The organism is Virgibacillus sp. W0181, assembly GCF_051846915.1.
Lineage (GTDB): Bacteria > Bacillota > Bacilli > Bacillales > Amphibacillaceae > JBPYCR01.
Genome location: NZ_JBPYCR010000016.1, coordinates 15,700 through 35,904, shown reverse-complemented (window position 1 = coordinate 35,904; position 20,205 = coordinate 15,700). Strand labels below are relative to the sequence as shown.

General features: G+C 40.7%; 17 protein-coding genes and 1 other annotated feature. All 17 genes read right to left on the bottom strand.

The window, feature by feature from the left end; genetic code table 11:
• Position 1: 1 nt before the first annotated feature.
• The 17 genes from ACLIBG_RS08760 to rpmG all read right to left on the bottom strand — a co-directional run bounded on the left by ACLIBG_RS08760 (position 2) and on the right by rpmG (position 20,164).
• Positions 2-658 carry a CoA transferase subunit A gene (locus ACLIBG_RS08760; RefSeq protein ID WP_439312389.1) on the bottom strand — a complete coding sequence of 219 codons (657 nt, stop codon included), beginning with the start codon at positions 656-658 and terminating at the stop codon, positions 2-4.
• Between the two features lie 153 nt (positions 659-811).
• Positions 812-1,144, bottom strand: a complete 333-nt coding sequence (locus ACLIBG_RS08755; RefSeq protein ID WP_439312387.1) for a DUF3870 domain-containing protein — start codon at positions 1,142-1,144, stop codon at positions 812-814.
• A gap of 430 nt (positions 1,145-1,574) precedes the next feature.
• The gene (gene tuf / locus ACLIBG_RS08750) at positions 1,575-2,765 is read right to left on the bottom strand and encodes an elongation factor Tu (protein WP_439312386.1); all 1,191 of its coding nucleotides are present in this window, start codon (positions 2,763-2,765) and stop codon (positions 1,575-1,577) included.
• A 121-nt stretch (positions 2,766-2,886) separates the two neighbouring features.
• Positions 2,887-4,965 (bottom strand): elongation factor G, encoded by a 2,079-nt coding sequence (fusA, locus tag ACLIBG_RS08745; protein ID WP_439312385.1) that lies wholly within the window; start codon positions 4,963-4,965, stop codon positions 2,887-2,889.
• A 43-nt stretch (positions 4,966-5,008) separates the two neighbouring features.
• Positions 5,009-5,479, bottom strand: a complete 471-nt coding sequence (gene rpsG / locus ACLIBG_RS08740) for a 30S ribosomal protein S7 (RefSeq protein ID WP_439312384.1) — start codon at positions 5,477-5,479, stop codon at positions 5,009-5,011.
• A gap of 48 nt (positions 5,480-5,527) precedes the next feature.
• Complete coding sequence (gene rpsL, locus ACLIBG_RS08735) at positions 5,528-5,941, bottom strand: 30S ribosomal protein S12 (RefSeq protein WP_439312383.1); 414 nt, start codon at positions 5,939-5,941, stop codon at positions 5,528-5,530.
• A 188-nt stretch (positions 5,942-6,129) separates the two neighbouring features.
• Positions 6,130-6,384, bottom strand: a complete 255-nt coding sequence (locus ACLIBG_RS08730; RefSeq protein ID WP_439312382.1) for a 50S ribosomal protein L7ae-like protein — start codon at positions 6,382-6,384, stop codon at positions 6,130-6,132.
• A 308-nt stretch (positions 6,385-6,692) separates the two neighbouring features.
• Positions 6,693-10,301: a DNA-directed RNA polymerase subunit beta' gene (gene rpoC / locus ACLIBG_RS08725; protein ID WP_439312381.1), complete on the bottom strand. Its 3,609-nt coding sequence runs from the start codon at positions 10,299-10,301 to the stop codon at positions 6,693-6,695.
• A 440-nt stretch (positions 10,302-10,741) separates the two neighbouring features.
• Positions 10,742-14,275: a DNA-directed RNA polymerase subunit beta gene (gene rpoB / locus ACLIBG_RS08720; RefSeq protein WP_439312380.1), complete on the bottom strand. Its 3,534-nt coding sequence runs from the start codon at positions 14,273-14,275 to the stop codon at positions 10,742-10,744.
• Between the two features lie 696 nt (positions 14,276-14,971).
• Entirely contained in the window at positions 14,972-15,574 is a 603-nt protein-coding gene (locus ACLIBG_RS08715; protein WP_439312379.1) for a class I SAM-dependent methyltransferase, read from the bottom strand.
• 510 nt (positions 15,575-16,084) lie between these two features.
• Positions 16,085-16,450 carry a 50S ribosomal protein L7/L12 gene (gene rplL / locus ACLIBG_RS08710; protein WP_439312378.1) on the bottom strand — a complete coding sequence of 122 codons (366 nt, stop codon included), beginning with the start codon at positions 16,448-16,450 and terminating at the stop codon, positions 16,085-16,087.
• 61 nt (positions 16,451-16,511) lie between these two features.
• Positions 16,512-17,009, bottom strand: a complete 498-nt coding sequence (gene rplJ / locus ACLIBG_RS08705) for a 50S ribosomal protein L10 (protein ID WP_439312377.1) — start codon at positions 17,007-17,009, stop codon at positions 16,512-16,514.
• A gap of 29 nt (positions 17,010-17,038) precedes the next feature.
• Positions 17,039-17,189, bottom strand: a sequence feature (ribosomal protein L10 leader region).
• Between the two features lie 66 nt (positions 17,190-17,255).
• Positions 17,256-17,951 (bottom strand): 50S ribosomal protein L1, encoded by a 696-nt coding sequence (gene rplA, locus ACLIBG_RS08700; protein ID WP_439312376.1) that lies wholly within the window; start codon positions 17,949-17,951, stop codon positions 17,256-17,258.
• Positions 17,952-18,307: 356 nt separating this feature from the next.
• Positions 18,308-18,733 carry a 50S ribosomal protein L11 gene (gene rplK, locus ACLIBG_RS08695; protein WP_439312375.1) on the bottom strand — a complete coding sequence of 142 codons (426 nt, stop codon included), beginning with the start codon at positions 18,731-18,733 and terminating at the stop codon, positions 18,308-18,310.
• Positions 18,734-18,956: 223 nt separating this feature from the next.
• Positions 18,957-19,490, bottom strand: a complete 534-nt coding sequence (gene nusG, locus ACLIBG_RS08690) for a transcription termination/antitermination protein NusG (protein WP_439312374.1) — start codon at positions 19,488-19,490, stop codon at positions 18,957-18,959.
• A gap of 317 nt (positions 19,491-19,807) precedes the next feature.
• Positions 19,808-19,996, bottom strand: coding sequence for a preprotein translocase subunit SecE (secE, locus tag ACLIBG_RS08685; RefSeq protein WP_439312373.1), 189 nt, complete (start codon positions 19,994-19,996; stop codon positions 19,808-19,810).
• 18 nt (positions 19,997-20,014) lie between these two features.
• On the bottom strand, positions 20,015-20,164 hold the full coding sequence (gene rpmG / locus ACLIBG_RS08680; protein ID WP_439312372.1) for a 50S ribosomal protein L33: 150 nt from the start codon (positions 20,162-20,164) through the stop codon (positions 20,015-20,017).
• Positions 20,165-20,205 lie beyond the last annotated feature (41 nt).

The window sequence follows — 20,205 nt, the reverse complement described above, 5'->3', positions numbered from 1 at the left end:
CTTAAGATCCTCCGTTAACAATTAAATAATCGATATATAAATGTGGTGTGATAATCTCTTCAGGGTTTAATTCCCCAACTTCAACAATTTCGTCGACTTCCGCAAAAACGGTCTTTCCTGCTGTTGCCATTGCCGGATTAAAGTTCCGTGCTGATTTACTATAAATTAAATTACCTAACTTATCTGCTTTTTTTGCTTTTATGAATGCAGCATCTGCATGTAAAGATTCTTGAAGTACATATTCTTTATTGGATAGAACCTTTGTTTCCTTGTTTTCTGCCAATTTTGTCCCTGCACTTACAGGTGTGTAAAATCCTCCGAGACCGGCTCCTGCTGCTCGTATCGCTTCTGACATCGTCCCTTGAGGAAGTAGTTCAATTTCTAATTCTCCTCGTTTGTATGCATTAACAACGTCTTTGTTAGATGTAAAATAAGACCCGATACCTTTTTTTACTTGTTTATTTAGGACTAGCTTACCTAGGCCTTTACCGGCCTCTCCCAAATTATTACTAATAATAGTTAAATTCCTACGATCAGATTTACTTAGTTCATCTACAAGTTGTATCGGACAACCTACAAGACCAAAACCACCAATCATAATTGTGAAACCATCTTTTATCATACTAATTGCTTTTTCCGATGTAATTACACTTTTCATTCACAAACCCCTTTCCAGTTGTAAAAAAACAAAAACCGAGCATCACATTATAATTTAAAGAGTTTAATACTCTCTAAACGTATAATGTCTGCTCGGTTCTAAAGATTTTCTGAGGTGGGGTTGCCAACTCAGCTCAATATAACCAAATTTACATTAATTGTTTTGATTTAATTTTACGTATTCCCAATATCTTTGATTAGCAGATTGCAAAGCAACAATTATTGCTTGTTGCGATGGCGCAAAGTAACACTCTTTTATGCGGTCAATTAAATTATCCAGACCGTCTTCAAGAGAATATCCTACAACTATCTTTTTAAAAAAATTTTTAGTAAGCTCAGCAACCATTGTAAATTCTACATCTAGAATTTTATGCGTATCAACTTCTACTTCTAAAACAATACCTGCATGACGATATACCTCATACATTGATGTTCCTTGTGGTGCTTTTGAGTAACCTGTCACAAGCACAGATGTCATTTTTTCCATTTGTTAATTCCTTTTGAGTAACTTTGTTGACTATTATATTATTCTAAATTTTATAACCTGTCAAGCAACTTTTTAAATTTTATTAAATCTGCGACCAAGTAAAATCTAAAAAAGACTTTATGATAGCTAGGGAATGTTGGTATTTTTCAAGCTGTAATGCTCTGTATTTACTTTTTAAATAATTATATTAACCCAACTTAAAATGCCGATACTCAACAAAATCCAGCTGATAAAACACTCGTTGTCGCTAGTATTCGACAAAATCATGCCGAGAACAAGCGTAACAACGCTGGGAAACTAAATATTTGCGCCGATAAGCAATCCGTCCACCACCCACGACATGCTGTTTCACAATTCGTCCGCCATTTAAACGAAAGACTAAAAAACCCGAACAGCTTCTGAAAGCTACCCGGGTTTATATTAAAACTAATTACTTTTCAATAGATGATACAACACCAGATCCAACTGTACGTCCGCCCTCACGGATGGAGAAACGAGTACCGTCTTCAATAGCAATTGGAGAAATAAGCTCAACGCTCATTTCAATGTTATCGCCAGGCATTACCATTTCTACTCCTTCAGGTAGCTGGATAACTCCAGTTACGTCTGTAGTACGGAAATAGAACTGTGGGCGATAGTTTCCGAAAAATGGAGTGTGACGTCCACCTTCTTCTTTAGATAGTACATAAACTTCCGCTTTAAAGTTTGTATGTGGTGTAATTGAACCAGGCTTAGCCAATACTTGACCACGAGTGATATCTTCACGGCCTACACCACGAAGAAGTGCACCAATGTTATCGCCAGCTTCAGCATAATCAAGAAGCTTACGGAACATTTCAACACCAGTAACAGTTGTTTTTCCTGGTGCTTCTGCAAGCCCGATAATTTCTACTTCATCGCCAACTTTAACCTGCCCACGCTCAACACGACCTGTAGCAACAGTTCCACGTCCTGTAATAGAGAATACGTCCTCAACAGGCATCATGAATGGTTTATCTGTGTCACGCTCTGGGTTTGGAATGAACTCATCAACTTCGTTCATAAGTTCAACAATTTTTTCTTCGTAATCTGCATCACCTTCAAGTGCTTTAAGAGCAGAACCAGAAACAACCGGTGTATCATCACCAGGGAAGTCATACTCGGACAATAGGTCACGAACTTCCATTTCAACTAGCTCGAGTAGCTCTTCGTCATCAACCATATCCACTTTGTTAAGGAATACGACGATGGAAGGTACACCAACGTTACGAGAAAGTAGAATGTGCTCACGAGTTTGTGGCATTGGACCATCTGCAGATGATACCACAAGGATGGCACCGTCCATTTGCGCTGCACCAGTAATCATGTTTTTAACATAGTCAGCGTGTCCTGGGCAGTCTACGTGTGCATAGTGACGATTTTCTGTTTCATACTCAACGTGAGAAGTAGCGATTGTAATTCCACGTTCTTTTTCTTCCGGCGCACCGTCAATTTGGTCATAAGCCATTGCGGAACCTGAACCGTTTCTTTTGTTCATTACAGTTGTAATTGCAGCCGTCAATGTAGTTTTACCATGGTCAACGTGTCCAATAGTACCAATGTTAACGTGTGGTTTCGAGCGATCAAATTTTTCTTTAGCCATTTATAGTTCCTCCTTTTAATAAATGAACCTTTAATTTTTATATTGATAACTAAGAGTGAATCTTGTTGAATTAATCTTAGTCTTTAACACATGTTATACTGGAGAATGCGTAAAAAATCAATTATTCACCAGCATTTTTCGCGATTATTTCTTCAGAGATGCTTTTCGGCACTTCTTCATAGTGATCAAAGAACATTGTATAAGTTCCACGTCCTTGCGTGTTTGAACGTAATGCTGTCGCATAACCGAACATTTCAGCAAGTGGAACGAATGCCTTAACCAACTGTGCGTTGCCTCGAGTGTCCATGCCTTCCACACGTCCGCGTCTGGAAGTAACGTCACCCATAATATCACCCATGTACTCTTCTGGAATAACAATTTCGACTTTCATCATTGGTTCCAAAAGTACTGGTTGACACTTAGACTTTGCAGATTTCAATGACATTGAACCTGCAATTTTAAATGCCATTTCGTTTGAGTCCACATCATGGTAGCTTCCGTCATACAATGTCGCTTTAATGTCGATTAACGGATACCCTGCTAATACACCATTTTCCGTTGCCTCTTTAATACCTGCTTCAACGGATGGAATGTACTCACGTGGTACAGCTCCACCAACGATTTTATTAACAAACTCAAAACCTGCGCCATCTTCATTTGGTTCATACTTAACCCAAACGTGACCGTATTGTCCACGACCACCCGATTGACGGATGAATTTACCTTCAACCTCAGCCGAACCACGGAATGTTTCACGGTAAGCAACTTGCGGCGCACCAACATTTGCTTCTACTTTAAACTCACGCTTCAAGCGATCAACAATGACATCCAAGTGGAGCTCACCCATACCAGCAATCAATGTTTGCCCTGTTTCGGTATCGGATTCTGTCGTAAATGTCGGATCTTCTTCCGCCAACTTACCTAATGCAATCCCCATTTTATCTTGGTCTGCTTTTGTCTTCGGTTCGATAGCAACTTGGATTACCGGATCTGGAAAGTCCATGGACTCCAGAATGACAAGATTTTTCTCATCACATAAAGTATCCCCTGTTGATGTATCTTTCAACCCAACTGCAGCCGCTATTTCCCCGCAGTGGATCTCTGAAATCTCTTGACGAGAGTTAGCGTGCATTTGCAAAATACGTCCAATACGTTCACGCTTGTTTTTCACGGAGTTTACTACATAGGAACCGGATTTTAATACACCGGAATAAACTCGGAAAAAGGTAAGTTTACCAACGTACGGATCAGTCATTACTTTAAATGCCAACGCCGAGAACGGTTCTTTATCATCTGCTGGACGCTCAACTGTTTCTTCGCTATCAGGTAAAATACCTTGAATCGGAGGAATGTCCGTTGGTGCAGGTAAATAATCAAGCACACCGTCGATAACGAGTTGAACACCTTTGTTTTTAAATGCAGAACCACAAAACACTGGATAGAATTCTACATCTAATGTAGCTTGTCGAATGACTTTTCTTAATTCCTCGTTGGAGATTTCTTCTCCTTCAAGAAACTTCATCATCAAGTCTTCATCAAGATCAGCAACCGATTCGATTAACCCATTCCGTAACTCCTCAGCTTGCTCTCGATATTCTTCAGGAATTTCTCTTGATTCGTCTTTTGTACCCAGATCATCCAAATAGAAGTGGGCTTCCATATTGATAAGATCAATAATGCCGTCAAAGTTATCTTCTGCGCCGATCGGCATTTGGACCGGGTGTGCGTTTGCGCCTAAACGATCTTTCAGCGTGTTCGTTGCATATAAAAAGTCTGCACCGATTTTATCCATTTTATTAATGAATACGATTCTTGGCACGCCGTAAGTTGTTGCTTGACGCCATACTGTTTCTGTTTGTGGTTCAACGCCCGATTGTGCATCCAATACCGTTACAGCACCATCAAGCACTCTTAGGGAACGTTCAACTTCAACTGTGAAATCTACGTGTCCCGGTGTATCAATGATGTTGATACGGTGACCTTTCCATTCGGCAGTAGTAGCTGCAGAAGTAATTGTAATTCCACGCTCTTGTTCCTGCTCCATCCAGTCCATCTGGGAAGCACCTTCATGCGTTTCACCAATTTTGTGAATACGTCCTGTGTAGAAAAGAATACGCTCAGTAGTTGTTGTTTTCCCAGCATCTATGTGAGCCATGATTCCTATATTGCGCGTCTTTTCCAAGGAGAACTCTCTAGCCATGTATTCTTCTCCTTCCTTTCAAAAACCTATTAGTAGTTTATTCTTACCAGCGATAATGTGCAAAAGCTTTGTTCGCTTCTGCCATTTTATGCAGTTCTTCGCGTTTCTTTACAGATGCACCTGTATTATTAGAAGCATCAAGAATTTCATTGGCAAGTCGTTCTTCCATTGTTTTCTCACCGCGCAAGCGCGAGTAATTTACAATGTATCTTAAGCCAAGTGCTTGACGGCGTTCCGGACGAACTTCCATTGGTACTTGGTAGTTAGAACCCCCGACACGACGTGCACGTACTTCAAGTACAGGCATAACGTTTTTCATTGCTTGTTCAAAAACTTCCATTGCATTTTGTCCGCTCTTCTCAGAAACAAGTTCAAAGGAATTATAAAGGATTTTTTGTGCCTTTCCTCGTTTTCCGTGGATCATTATCTGGTTGATCAAACGCGTAACTAATTTTGAATTATAAAGTGGATCTGGTAAGACATCCCGCTTAGGCACTGGTCCTTTTCGTGGCATATGTCCCCCTCCTTTCCTCAATCTGCTGTTACTGTTATCCGTTTATTATTATTTCTTCGGCTTCTTCGTACCATACTTAGAACGACCTTGAGCCCGTCCTTCTACTCCCGCAGTATCCAATGCACCACGAACAATATGATAACGAACACCCGGCAAGTCTTTCACACGACCACCACGAAGTAATACTACACTGTGCTCCTGCAAGTTGTGACCAATTCCAGGGATGTATGCAGTTACTTCCATATTATTTGATAAACGAACACGCGCATACTTACGAAGTGCAGAGTTCGGTTTTTTAGGTGTAAGTGTTCCAACACGAGTACATACGCCACGTTTTTGTGGAGAGTTCAATTTCGTGAACCGCTTCTTAAAGCTATTGTACCCTCTGTTTAGTGCTGGTGAGTCATACTTTTTTGGTTTACTTACACGACCTTTACGTATAAGTTGGTTAATTGTAGGCATATATTGTCCTCCTTTCCAGTAATAATATATAGTTAGGAATTCGCCGATCCGACAAGCCCTAATTTTTTAATACATTAACAATATAAAGTCTTGTTAACATACTAACAACATAATCATTCATGAACCACACATCCAGGTGGTTCATCTTTGTGCAAAAAACAAAGTCTTCATGAATAAATTCATCAAAACTATTTTTGTTTTAATGCAACTGTGGACGCCCCTACTTCAATTCCACAAGCTGCTCCCAGCTTTTTCATGGAATCGACGTGACTACAAGGAATGTTTAAACTGTTGGCCAGTTCAATTACTTTCCCGATAATCTGCTGATCGGCATCGTTAGCGATAAACAATTCGCTTATTTCGCCATTTCTCATCGCTTTCAGCGTTTGCTTGGTTCCGATAATTGTACGAGCTTTATGCTGAGCCACTTTTTCATAAGACATCAGTCTTTCCTCCATGAAACAAGTAAAATTCGGAATCACCCTGGTTATATTACCATTCTCACGTTTTAATGTCAACACAAACCTTACATTTTCTACTTGTTTTTCTATCTTTTTTCATTCTATTCCTGTCTTATGATGAAAACCGTAAACACCACTATTATCTTTTCCCATAATCGTGCCCGCTGTAAACATCATACTTTTATAAAGATTGTATAAGCATCCCGTATTATAAAGTGAATACGGGATGCTTATGCTAGTTGTCAAAAATTTACACGTACTATTAAAAAAGTGTTATTAACCTATCATCTTTACTGGACAATTTCCGGATGTTCGATAACTTCTTCCTCTTCCGGTTTATCCAATCCAGGTTTAATTTTTCGATAACGCTGCATTCCTGTACCTGCTGGAATCAGTTTACCGATAATAACATTTTCTTTCAATCCAAGCAATTCATCTCGTTTACCTTTGATTGCTGCATCGGTTAATACTCTTGTTGTTTCTTGGAATGATGCTGCGGACAAGAAAGAGTCTGTTTCTAGTGAAGCTTTTGTAATTCCAAGAAGGATAGGTTCACCTACTGCAGGAATTTTTCCTTCTTTCAGCGCTGCTTCATTCGCTTCTTTAAACTGATGCAACTCAAGCAAAGCGCCTGGTAAAACGTCGGTGTCACCGGAGTCAATGACTCGCATTTTTCTTAACATTTGACGAACCATTACCTCAACGTGCTTATCACCAATTTCAACACCTTGCATGCGGTATACGCGTTGAACTTCACGCAGTAAGTATGCTTGAACACCTTCGACACCTTGCACTGTTAAAAGCTCTTTTGGATCAACAGAACCCTCGGTCAATTCTTGGCCAGCAATTACTTCGTCGCCAACCTGCACTTTAAATCGAGCGTTGTATGGAACAGCATACGAACGTTGTTCAATTTCACCTTGAATGACAACTTCATGTCTATCTTTTACTTCTTTAATCTCCTGGACCGTGCCGTGTACTTCACTAATAACCGCTTGCCCTTTCGGATTACGCGCCTCGAACAATTCCTGAATACGCGGTAAACCTTGAGTAATATCGTCGCCTGCAACCCCACCAGTGTGGAAAGTACGCATTGTCAACTGTGTACCCGGTTCTCCAATTGATTGCGCAGCGATAATTCCAACGGCTTCTCCAACTTCAACTTCATCCCCTGTTGCCAAGTTACGGCCGTAGCATTTTTTACATACGCCATGCTTCGTATTACACGTAAATGCGGATCGGATTGTGACTTCTTCAATGCCTGCATTTACAACTTGTTTTGCTTGGTCTTCAGAAATAACCGTATCTTTTTCAACGATTGTTTCGCCCGTTTCCGGATGTTTAATCGTTTCGAATAGCGTTCTTCCGATCAGACGATCAATTAGCGGTTCAATCAATTCAGACCCTACGCTCAATGCTGAAACTGGTAGTCCTCGATCGGTTCCACAATCAGTTTCTCTTACAATGACATCTTGAGCTACATCTACGAGGCGTCGTGTCAAGTAACCGGAATCTGCTGTCTTCAGTGCAGTGTCCGCAAGCCCTTTACGCGCACCATGAGTAGATATAAAGTATTCAAGAACGGTTAACCCTTCACGGAAACTTGATTTAATCGGAAGCTCAATAATTCTTCCTGCAGGGTTAGCCATCAACCCACGCATACCGGCGAGCTGTGTAAAGTTAGATGCATTACCACGTGCACCTGAATCACTCATCATGAATATTGGGTTTTCATTACTTAATGAGTCCATCAGCTTTTCCTGAATGACATCTTTTGCCTCGGACCAGATCGAAATAACCCGATCATAACGCTCTTCGTCTGTTATTAAACCACGTCGAAATTGCTTAAGCACATTGTCTACTTTTAATTGTGTCTCATCAAGCAACTTCCCTTTTTCTTTTAAAACGACGATATCGGAAACGCCGACTGTCATCCCGGCGCGTGTAGAATAATAGAAGCCGAGATCTTTCAGAAGGTCGAGCATTTTCGACGTTTCGCTTATTTTAAACCGTTTAAAGACTTCGGCAATAATATCACCTAAGATACCTTTTTTGAACGGACGAATAAGCTCGCGTTTTTCAATTTCTTCTTTAATATTTGCACCTTTATCAAGAAAGTACTTTTCAGGTGTCTCGATCTCCAAGTTGGATCTTGTCGGTTCGTTAATGTAAGGAAACGAATCCGGCAAAATTTCATTAAAAATTAATTTACCAACAGTTGTTAAAAGAAGCTTCTTATGTTGCTCTTCCGTAAACGTCTTATTATTTAAACTGCCGGCATATAAAGCGATTCTGCTGTGCAAATGAACATAGCCGTTCTGATAGGCAATTAATGCTTCATTTATATCACTAAATACTTTTCCTTCTCCAATAGCCGACTTGCGCTCCATCGTGAGGTAGTAATTCCCCAACACCATGTCTTGGGAAGGTGTAACGACTGGTTTCCCGTCTTTTGGATTCAAAATATTTTGTGCAGCGAGCATTAATATGCGTGCTTCAGCTTGTGCTTCAGCGGATAGCGGTACGTGAACAGCCATCTGGTCCCCATCGAAGTCCGCGTTGTATGCTGTACAAACGAGTGGGTGCAGACGAATGGCACGACCTTCTACTAACGTAGGTTCAAATGCTTGAATTCCTAATCGGTGAAGCGTCGGAGCCCTATTCAGCAATACTGGGTGTTCTTTAATTACTTCCTCAAGAACGTCCCATACTTCCGGATGAACACGTTCAATTTTACGTTTTGCCGACTTTATATTATGGGCAATTCCTTGCCCGACCAGCTCTTTCATAATAAATGGCTTGAACAATTCAAGTGCCATTTCACGTGGCAATCCACACTGATACATTTTTAAGCTTGGGCCTACGATAATAACCGAACGACCTGAGTAATCCACACGCTTACCAAGTAAGTTTTGACGGAAACGTCCCTGCTTCCCTTTTAACATATGGGATAGTGACTTTAACGGACGATTACCCGGACCTGTTACCGGTCGACCTCGACGGCCATTATCAATTAGTGCATCAACTGATTCTTGAAGCATCCTTTTTTCATTTTGAACAATAATACTTGGAGCCCCGAGGTCTAGCAACCGTTTTAACCGATTGTTTCTGTTAATGACCCTACGATATAAATCATTTAGATCAGAAGTTGCAAACCGTCCGCCGTCTAGTTGTACCATTGGTCTTATTTCCGGCGGAATGACCGGTAGTACATCTAGTACCATCCACGATGTATCATTACCTGAATGACGAAAAGCTTCCATCACTTCCAGGCGTCTAATCGCACGTGTGCGCCGTTGTCCTTGAACAGTCTTGAGCTCTTCTTTTAACGCAGCAACTTCTTTTTCCAAGTCAATATCTTGCAATAACCTACGGACAGCCTCGGCTCCCATATCTGCTTTAAATACATTGCCATACTTTTCGTAATAGGTTCGGTATTCTTTTTCAGATAATAACTGCTTTTTCTCGAGCGGCGTACCACCCGGGTCTGTTACAACATAGGCTGCGAAATAAAGAATCTCTTCCAATGCTCGTGGCGACATATCCAAGACAAGGCCCATACGGCTTGGAATTCCTTTAAAATACCAAATATGCGATACAGGTGCTGCCAATTCAATATGTGCCATACGCTCACGACGAACTTTGGATTTCGTTACTTCAACACCACAGCGATCACAAACAACGCCTTTATAGCGCACACGCTTATACTTCCCGCAATGACATTCCCAATCTTTTTGGGGACCGAAAATTCGTTCACAAAAAAGCCCGTCTTTTTCCGGCTTTAGTGTCCGATAATTAATTGTTTCCGGTTTTTTGACCTCACCATAGGACCAAGACCGTATCTTTTCGGATGAAGCTAAACCAATTTTCATAAACTCAAAGTTATTTACATCTAGCAAGGGGCCTACCTCCCATTTAATGTCCGATTTCACCATACATTTATAATTCTCGGCTTCTTGCCGTGTGTATTTTAAGAAAAGCGCAAGCGCCCTGGTAAGCCCCGACAAGCTTAAGCAAGAAATCGTAGTGGCGGTGTTGCCACGAAGAGTTATTGCTTAAGACCTCGAGGGGCTGGGCGCTGGCAGGCTTAGAACGCCACGTCCTGTGGCGTCGCCTGCACTAGAACATCCTGTACGTCGAAGCTAGACAGCTATGCGCCAAAATTTTATACTTCCATATTTTTCAAAAAGAAAAACGTGCCATTGTCTTTTTTATTAGTGAATGCTTTCATTTTTCTTATTCTCGGAACTTAAAAGACTTCACTTCACAAAATTCCTTACTTTCCTGTCGTTGTATAAAGAGACGGGAGGTTGACGATGAAGCCAACCTTCCTGTTCTTTTAGTCCTGTTTAATTTCAAGATTTAATTTGCTCGCTGTTTGTGCCTCATCGTCTTCCAGTGCGCGTAAGTCAATTTCTTGTTCGTCACTGGAAAGCATTTTAACATCCATTCCTAGGCTCTGAAGTTCCTTTATAAGTACCTTGAACGACTCAGGAACGCCCGGCTCCGGCACATTGTCACCTTTTACAACCGATTCATACGTTTGAACGCGACCTACAATATCATCGGATTTAACTGTCAATATTTCTTGTAGTGTATAGGCGGCACCATATGCTTCCAGTGCCCAAACTTCCATTTCTCCAAAACGCTGTCCACCAAACTGCGCCTTACCTCCCAACGGCTGTTGGGTAACAAGGGAGTATGGACCAGTAGAACGAGCGTGTAATTTATCGTCAACCATATGGGATAGTTTAATCATATACGATACCCCTACGGAAACACGATTATCAAATGGTTCGCCTGTTCGGCCATCGTAGAGCACAGTTTTGGCATCTCGCGGCATTCCCGCTTCTTCTAGTGTACTCCAGACATCTTCTTCATTGGCGCCATCAAATACCGGAGAAGCTACATGAATTCCCAATTGTCTCGCAGCCATTCCTAAATGAAGCTCGAACACTTGTCCGATATTCATTCGTGACGGAACGCCAAGCGGGTTTAACATAATGTCAACCGGTGTCCCATCAGGAAGAAATGGCATATCCTCTTCCGGAAGCAATTTGGAAATTACCCCTTTATTCCCGTGTCTTCCAGCCATTTTGTCCCCTTCAGAGATTTTTCTCTTCTGGACAATGTAGACACGGACAAGCTGATTAACGCCCGGTTTTAACTCATCACCATCGACTCGGTTAAAGACTTTAACTTCATGTACGATACCACCTGCACCATGAGGTACACGTAAAGAAGTGTCACGGACTTCACGGGCTTTTTCACCAAAAATCGCATGCAACAATCGTTCTTCAGCTGATAGTTCCGTCACTCCTTTTGGTGTTACCTTTCCTACTAATATATCACCATCGGAAACTTCTGCCCCAACACGAATAATTCCATCTTCATTCAAGTCCTTTAATGCCTCTTCACCAACGTTTGGAATGTCTCGGGTGATTTCCTCCGGTCCCAACTTTGTATCTCGAGATTCTGATTCATATTCTTCAATATGAATCGATGTATACACATCATCTTTTACAAGGTTTTCACTCATAATAATCGCATCTTCATAATTATAGCCTTCCCAAGTCATAAAGGCGACAAGTACGTTACGGCCTAATGCAAGCTCTCCGACTTCCATGGAAGGTCCGTCAGCAAGGACTTCTCCTTTTGTTACACGATCGCCTTGCTTAACAATTGGTCTTTGGTTATAACAAGTTCCCTGATTGGAACGAATAAATTTACTCAGACTGTACCGATCCACATCGCCTTGGACTTCTTTTCCGTCCACTTCGGAAATTCGACGAACATGAACTTCTTTCGCTTCCACTCGTTCGACAATTCCAGCGTTTTGGCAGATGACTGCTGCGCCTGAATCTTTACCGGAAACATATTCCATTCCTGTTCCAACAATAGGTGCTTCCGGCTGTAATAACGGGACAGCCTGTCGTTGCATGTTAGCACCCATTAGTGCGCGGTTAGAGTCATCATTCTCTAGAAATGGTACACAAGCTGTCGCAGCAGATACGACCTGCTTAGGTGATACATCCATATAATCGAGCTGTTCCCGAGGCACAATTGTGTTCTCTCCTCGGAAGCGGGCAATGACCTCATCATCAATAAAGTGGCCATCCTCGCCTAAACGTGCGTTTGCCTGTGCAACGACATAATTATCTTCTTCATCTGCGGTTAGATAATCAATTTCCGCTGTAACCTTTCCAGTATCGGGATCAACCCTCCGGTATGGCGTTTCAATAAATCCAAATTTATTTACTTTGGCATAGCTTGAAAGGGAATTGATTAGTCCAATATTTGGCCCTTCCGGGGTCTCAATCGGGCACATGCGTCCGTAATGGGAATAGTGTACGTCACGTACTTCCATCCCTGCACGTTCACGAGTTAAACCTCCAGGTCCAAGTGCGGATAAACGACGCTTATGTGTCAGCTCAGCTAACGGATTCGTCTGATCCATAAACTGCGACAACTGGGAACTTCCGAAAAACTCTTTAATGGATGCTATTACCGGTCTAATGTTAATTAGCTGCTGCGGTGTAACGCTTGATGTATCCTGAATGGACATTCTTTCGCGCACGACACGCTCCATACGTGATAAACCAATACGAAATTGATTTTGTAGCAACTCTCCAACTGACCGCAGTCGACGATTACCCAAATGATCAATATCATCTGTATCTCCGACTTTGTACAGCAAATTAAAGAAGTAACTGATTGATGCCAATATGTCTGCTGGTGTTATATGTTTCGTGCTTTCATCAACACCTGCATTTCCAACGACATTCAGTACTCTTTCACCTTCAGGATCAGTAGGGTCCATAATTTTAATTGATTGAACAGAGACTTGTTCGTCGAGAACGCCCTCCTGAAGTTCAACCATTTTTTCACCTAGTTGTTCTTCACCTTCTAAGTACGGAATTAGCTTATTCAACAATTTTCTTTCTAGTTTATCGCCTTTTTCCGCTAGAACTTCTCCTGTTTCTTTATCTACAAGAGTTTCAGCGAGCACTTGATTAAACAAGCGATTTTTAATGTGTAATTTCTTGTTCATCTTGTAGCGACCCACATGTGCAAGATCATAACGCTTTGGATCGAAAAAGCGGGAAACGAGTAAGCTTTTCGCATTCTCAACGGTCGGCGGCTCACCCGGTCTTAAGCGTTCATATATTTCTAGCAAGGCTTTTTCCGTTGTTTCCGTATTATCTTTTTCAAGTGTATTTTTTAAGTATTCATTTTCACCAATTAAATCAATAATTTCTTGATCTGTACCAAGACCCAATGCACGAAGCAACACGGTGATTGGCAACTTTCTTGTACGATCAATCCTCACGTATGCAACATCTCTTGCATCTGTTTCCATTTCCATCCAAGCACCACGGTTTGGTATGACTGTAGCAGTCATGCCTCTTTTCCCGTTTTTATCTATTTTTTCATTGTAATAGACGCTTGGCGAACGAACGAGTTGGGAAACAATAACACGTTCTGCCCCATTAATAATAAATGTTCCTGTATCTGTCATAAGCGGGAAGTCGCCCATAAATACTTCCTGCTCTTTTACTTCCCCTGTTTGATTGTTAATGAGACGTACCTTTACACGAAGCGGTGCGTTATAAGTAACATCTCTTTCCTTGGACTCCTCTGTGGGATACTTAGATTCTCCCAAGCTGTAATCGACAAATTCCAATGACAGATTCCCAGTGAAGTCCTCAATTGGAGAAATGTCTTTGAACATCTCCTTTAAACCTTCTTCCAAAAACCAATCATAAGAAGCGGTTTGGATTTCAATAAGATTTGGCAGTTCCAAAACTTCACTTATTCGTGCATAACTTCTTCGCTTGCGGTAACGCCCATACTGAACTAGCTGACCTGTCAACTGCTTCACCCCTCAAATCAAACATTTTTCAAAATACTTTTCAGAGTCTTATATGTGAAACTTAAAAAGTTTGCTGAACTAATAATAAATCTTTCATGCACTAAAAATAACATTATATTTCAACGTCTTTATAACAGAAGCTTCCTTGCAATCACATCACAATTTTCAAATTGTGCAACAAATCAAATCAGAAATCTTTCTTTTAATTCCCTTGTACTATTTCATAATATAGGTTATTATTTTTTTAGCAGAGAGGAAAATGATTGCCGAATGACTTAGATCATACCTTGGCATGAGTGCATGCTGCGTGCAAAAATAACTTCCTTCGATAAAACAATAATGCTTAAGCTTACCTGACGCCTATGCGGCGTTGTACTTACGCTCTCTATGCCGGAAGTACTTTTGCTTTCTTTCTGCTAAAATAGATTTGGTTATTGCTAAAAGCAGAAAATAATTATATAATTTTAATAAATAAATACGGAAATCTAACATGTAGCCGAACCATCCAGTCGTATATTATGAAACACAAAAAATTCCGGTACGAAAAAAGCTGCAGAGAGTAGGCTGCTTAATTCTTACATTCTAATCATTCTCTCCAGATTATACCAATTTATACGTTGGATATGGTCCGCAAAATTTCAGACAATATAACTCCAATATAGCATTAAACTATGTTATCACAACACATTGGTTAGGTCAACTTTTTATCGCCCTCAAAATATAATAACCTTTATCACGAGCCACTACTTCAACGTTCCCAAATACATTTTGTAACTTATCTTTCGCCGATGGCGCTCCTTGCTTTTTTTGGATAACGATCCAGAGCTCCCCTTGTCTTCGCAAAAAGTCAATGCTCTCTTCAAACATCTTGTAAATCACTTTTTTCCCAGCCCGTATAGGCGGATTTGTTACTATTGCCGCAAAATCACCAGATGGTATATCAGAAAATCCATCACTGTTAACGAATGATACATTCACCAAGTTATTTACCTTTGCATTCCTTTTTGCAAGTTCAAGTGCACGCTCGTTAATATCTGCCATTATTATGCGACGCTCACGATTGTGGTCGGCAATTGCGATACCGATAGGCCCATATCCACAGCCAATATCAAGAACATTACCAGCGACTGCAGGCGGTTGAAACTGCTCTATTAATAACTGAGAACCGAAATCGACGTCGTCTTTTGAAAAAACACCAATGTCACTTGTAAACGTGTACCACGTTCCTTTAAGTTTATATTCCCAAGTTTTTGGCGCGCTCCCAGCCTGAGGGTTTTTGGAAAAATAATGTTCCGACATACAGCAACACCTACTTATAAGCTTTTTACAAACGCAATCACGTTTCCCTCGATAATCAAATACCTATATAAGAAAAGCGCAAGCGCCCCGCTTAGAAACGTAGCGACTGGACCGAAGCAACTAAGATAAAGGAATCATGCCCCTGCAAAAGGGGTATGCCAACGTTGGCCGCAAAGGCCGTATTTAGTTGGCCCTCCTTTGTCTTACCGAATCGATGATAACTTTCACCCAAGGTCATAAGGGCGACTAAGCCTCTGGCTGAAGCCAATCGGCAAGTCTTCTTTATCGTATGGCGCTGCGGGAAGTCGCCTAGTTTCTGGGCGATTAAGCTAGACAGCTACGCGAAAAATTTTATACATTGTTATCTTTTTAGAAAACTTGGCTTATCGCCAGGCCTTTAAGGCGAAAGCCTTAGTTGCATTTATGCAGCAAGAAAGTTATATACTTTCTTATCTGCCAAAAAAAGATATATAAAGCTCGTCAAATAAATGACGAGCTTTTTCATTTTCATTATTTTAGTTCTACGGACGCGCCTACTTCTTCTAGTTTTGTTTTAACTTCTTCTGCTTCTTCTTTTGACACGCCTTCTTTAACCGGCTTAGGTGCTGAGTCAGTCAATTCTTTCGCATCCTTCAAGCCAAGACCGGTAATTTCACGAACTGCTTTAACAACTTTGATTTTTGAAGCTCCTGCATCGTTAAGAACTACATCAAATTCAGTTTGTTCTTCAGCAGCCTCTCCACCGCCTGCTCCACCTGCTACTGCTACAGGTGCTGCAGCCGTTACACCAAACTCTTCTTCTATTGCTTTAACAAGGTCATTTAATTCCAATACAGACATCTCTTTTACAGCTTCAATAATTTGTTCCTTAGTCATCTGTTAGTTCCTCCTATTTTCGTTTTAATTTATTTATCGAACCACTATTTGTAACTTTTTATTATGCTTCCTGCTCTTCTTTTTGTTCCGAAATTGCTTTTGTAGCGTAAGCAAGATTGCGCATAGGCGCCTGCAGAACGCTAAGCAACATAGAAACAAGTCCGTCGTAGTCTGGAAGCTTCGCCAACTCCTGGATCTGTTCAACTGTTGCGATTTCCCCTTCGATAACGCCACCCTTAATCTCTAGCGCATCATGATCCTTAGCAAACTGATCGATAATCTTGGCCGGGGCGACAACATCATCTTTACTGAAAGCAACAGCAGTCGGGCCGACAAGTGTTTCTTGTAGTCCTTCGAGTTCCGCTTTGACAACTGCTCGTCTTGCCATTGTGTTTTTGTAAACCTTATACTCAATATTCGCATCGCGCAGCTCTTTACGAAGCTGTGTAATTTCCGCTACATTTAACCCTCGATAATCAACCAATACGGTTGATTGACTTTCACGAAAATTATTCGTAATCTCTTCAACTACTTGTTTTTTCTGTTCTACTTTAGCCATCTTTCCACCTCCTGCTTTTCCATTCATCATACCGAATCAAAAAAGCCTTCATGTAGACATGAAGGCTTAATATACAAATGCAAAATCAAATATGATTTAACCACTTGTTTTAAACACCTCGGCAGGAAATTAAGCGAGAATACTCGCACCTACTGTCTACGGTACAACGTAATATATTATTTTAATGACGCACCAAATTATAGCGAATCATTTCCTAAAAGTCAATACTATAAGCAAACTATTATATTAGCGACGGAAGCTTGAAACGTCGACTTTAACACCAGGCCCCATCGTAGAAGTAATAACTACATTACGTAAATACGTTCCTTTGGATGCCTGTGGCTTCACTTTAACAATTGTATCTGTCATTGCAGTAAAGTTCTCTTCCAGTTTTTCATTATCAAAAGATAACTTTCCAATCGGAACGTGAAGATTCGATGACTTATCAACACGGTATTCAACCTTACCTGCTTTAATATCCTTAACTGCTTTTTCAACTTCAAATGTTACTGTGCCAGTCTTCGGATTCGGCATAAGCCCTTTAGGTCCCAATACTCTTCCAAGTTTTCCAACTTCAGCCATCATGTCCGGTGTAGCAACAATAACATCGAAGTCAAACCAACCTTGGTTAATTTTAGCAATCATGTCCTGATCACCGACGTAATCAGCACCTGCTGCTTCAGCTTCTTTAAGCTTTTCGCCCTTGGCAAAAACAAGTACACGTTGTGTTTTCCCTGTACCATGCGGTAAAACAAACGCTCCGCGAATTTGTTCATCAGCCTTCTTCGGGTCTACGCCGAGACGATAAGCCACTTCAACCGTTTCGTCAAAGTTTGCTTTTGCGATTTCTTTTAGCAATTGAACTGCTTCTTTTATATCATACGTTTTAGAACGATCAACCTGTTTGATCGCTTCCTGATGTTTTTTACCTCTTTTAACCATCATATTTCCTCCTTTATTGTGGTAATAGCGGTGTTACCTCCCACTTATAAAAGCACCGATGTACTTTTATAACATATGCTTCCAGACAGTATAAGGATAGTCCTGTTTACCGGTCCGGACGCATACTTATTAGAAAACTTGGCTTGTCGCCAAGCCTTTATGGCGAAAGCCTTAGTAGCACTTATGCAGTAAGAAAGTTGTATACTTTCTTATCTGCTAAGAAAAAGCGCAAGCGCCTTGCTTAAAAATGAAGCGCCAGCAGTTAATCGGCTTTCCTCCCTACAAAAGCAAAGGTTATACGTCCCTTCATCAATTTGTGAAGGCATTATACGATCGTAATCTGCCAGCACTATTCGTTAGTCCTCGATTGTAATGCCCATGCTGCGTGCAGTTCCTTCAACCATACGCATCGCTGCCTCTACATCAGCAGCATTTAGATCTTGCATTTTTAATTCTGCAATTTCTTTTACTTTATCACGCTTAACTACGGCAACCTTATTCTTGTTCGGTTCACCGGAAGCTTTATCAATACCAGCTTCTTTTTTAAGCAAAACAGCAGCTGGTGGAGTTTTTGTAATAAATGTAAATGAGCGGTCTTCAAACACAGTAATTTCAACCGGGATAATTAAACCAGCCTGATCTTGTGTTTGCGCATTAAATTCTTTACAAAATCCCATGATGTTAACCCCTGCTTGACCAAGCGCCGGCCCAACTGGCGGTGCTGGGTTTGCTTTACCTGCAGGAATTTGCAATTTTACTAACTTGATTACTTTTTTAGCCACGAAACACACCTCCTTAAAGTCCGTGATGTGGTAATTGGGTTTCCTCGCCTATGTCAAAAATGCAACATGCAAGGCTTCCCTCCCACTCCTGTTAACCTATCCTTTATGTGAAAAGAGAACATGAATAACAAAAGAATTTTAGCATGAATATCAATAGAATGCAAGAATAAAATGACTTCCTACTAAAATTGTGAAGAACAGAGCACTTCATAGATAAATGCATTTATAATTTATCGATTTGAGAAAAATCAAGCTCGACAGGCGTTTCACGACCGAACATGTTCACATGTACTTTCACTTTTTGTTTATCAAGATCAATATGCTCAATTGTTCCTGTAAAGTCTGCAAATGGACCTTCCATCACACGAACGTTCTCTTTTACTTCAAAGTCGATATGAACAACTTTCTCATCTACTCCCATCCGCTTTAACACGGCATCTACTTCATGTGGAAGCAATGAGGTCGGCTTCGTGCCCTGTCCGCTTGAGCCAACAAACCCAGTAACTCCTGGTGTGTTTCTTACAACATACCATGAATCATCTGTCATAATCATTTCCGCTAGCACGTAACCAGGGAATACTTTCTTCTTAGCTACTTTCTTCTTGCCATCCTTTATTTCCGTTTCTTCATCTTCTGGGAAAATCACACGAAAGATCTTGTCTTCCATCCCCATTGTCTCTACTCTTTTTTCCAAGTTCATTTTTACTTTGTTTTCATACCCGGAATATGTGTGAATAACATACCAATTTTTTTCCATTCATTTGGACAATTTGATTTGCCCTTCCCTCCCTTATAACATTTATTAATTAACCGTTGCACGATACAACACAGAAAAGCGCAAGCGGTCTCGTAAGCTAAAACCGCTACATCCTTAGGACTGCGCGTAAATGCTCGTGTCACAACGCATTCACTAGTACATCGTGTGCGACCAAGCTAGACCGATAACGACTACTTTATACTTTGTTACCCATTTTCAATATGTTGTTATTCTAACCATATTAAAAAAACCCGTTTATTCAGCGGGTTTTTTATTGGAAATAAATAGCATTGGATTTATTATAGCATAAGCGCTTATTAATTATTCAAAAAAGGTACATTGTTTAAAACTTGCGTGATGCCAAGATCAACGACTGCAAAAAACAACGCTACAAACGATACTGTTACTATAACAGTAATCGTATAACTGGTCAATTCCCGTCCCTTGGGCCAACTTACCTTTTTCATTTCTCGAGATACATCTTTTAAAAATTTAAAGATATTCACTTTGTTCCTCCAAACTCCCTATTTTGTCTCTTGATGCAGTGTGTGCTTTTCGCATCTTTTACAAAATTTGTTCACTTCCAAACGATTCAGGTTAGTCGATATATTTTTATTCGTTGTATAATTTCTGCTTGAACAGATTGAACAAGCCAACGTTATTTTTTTATTCAAGTTTCCTCACCCCAAACAAGGGTTTTTGCTCTATATACATT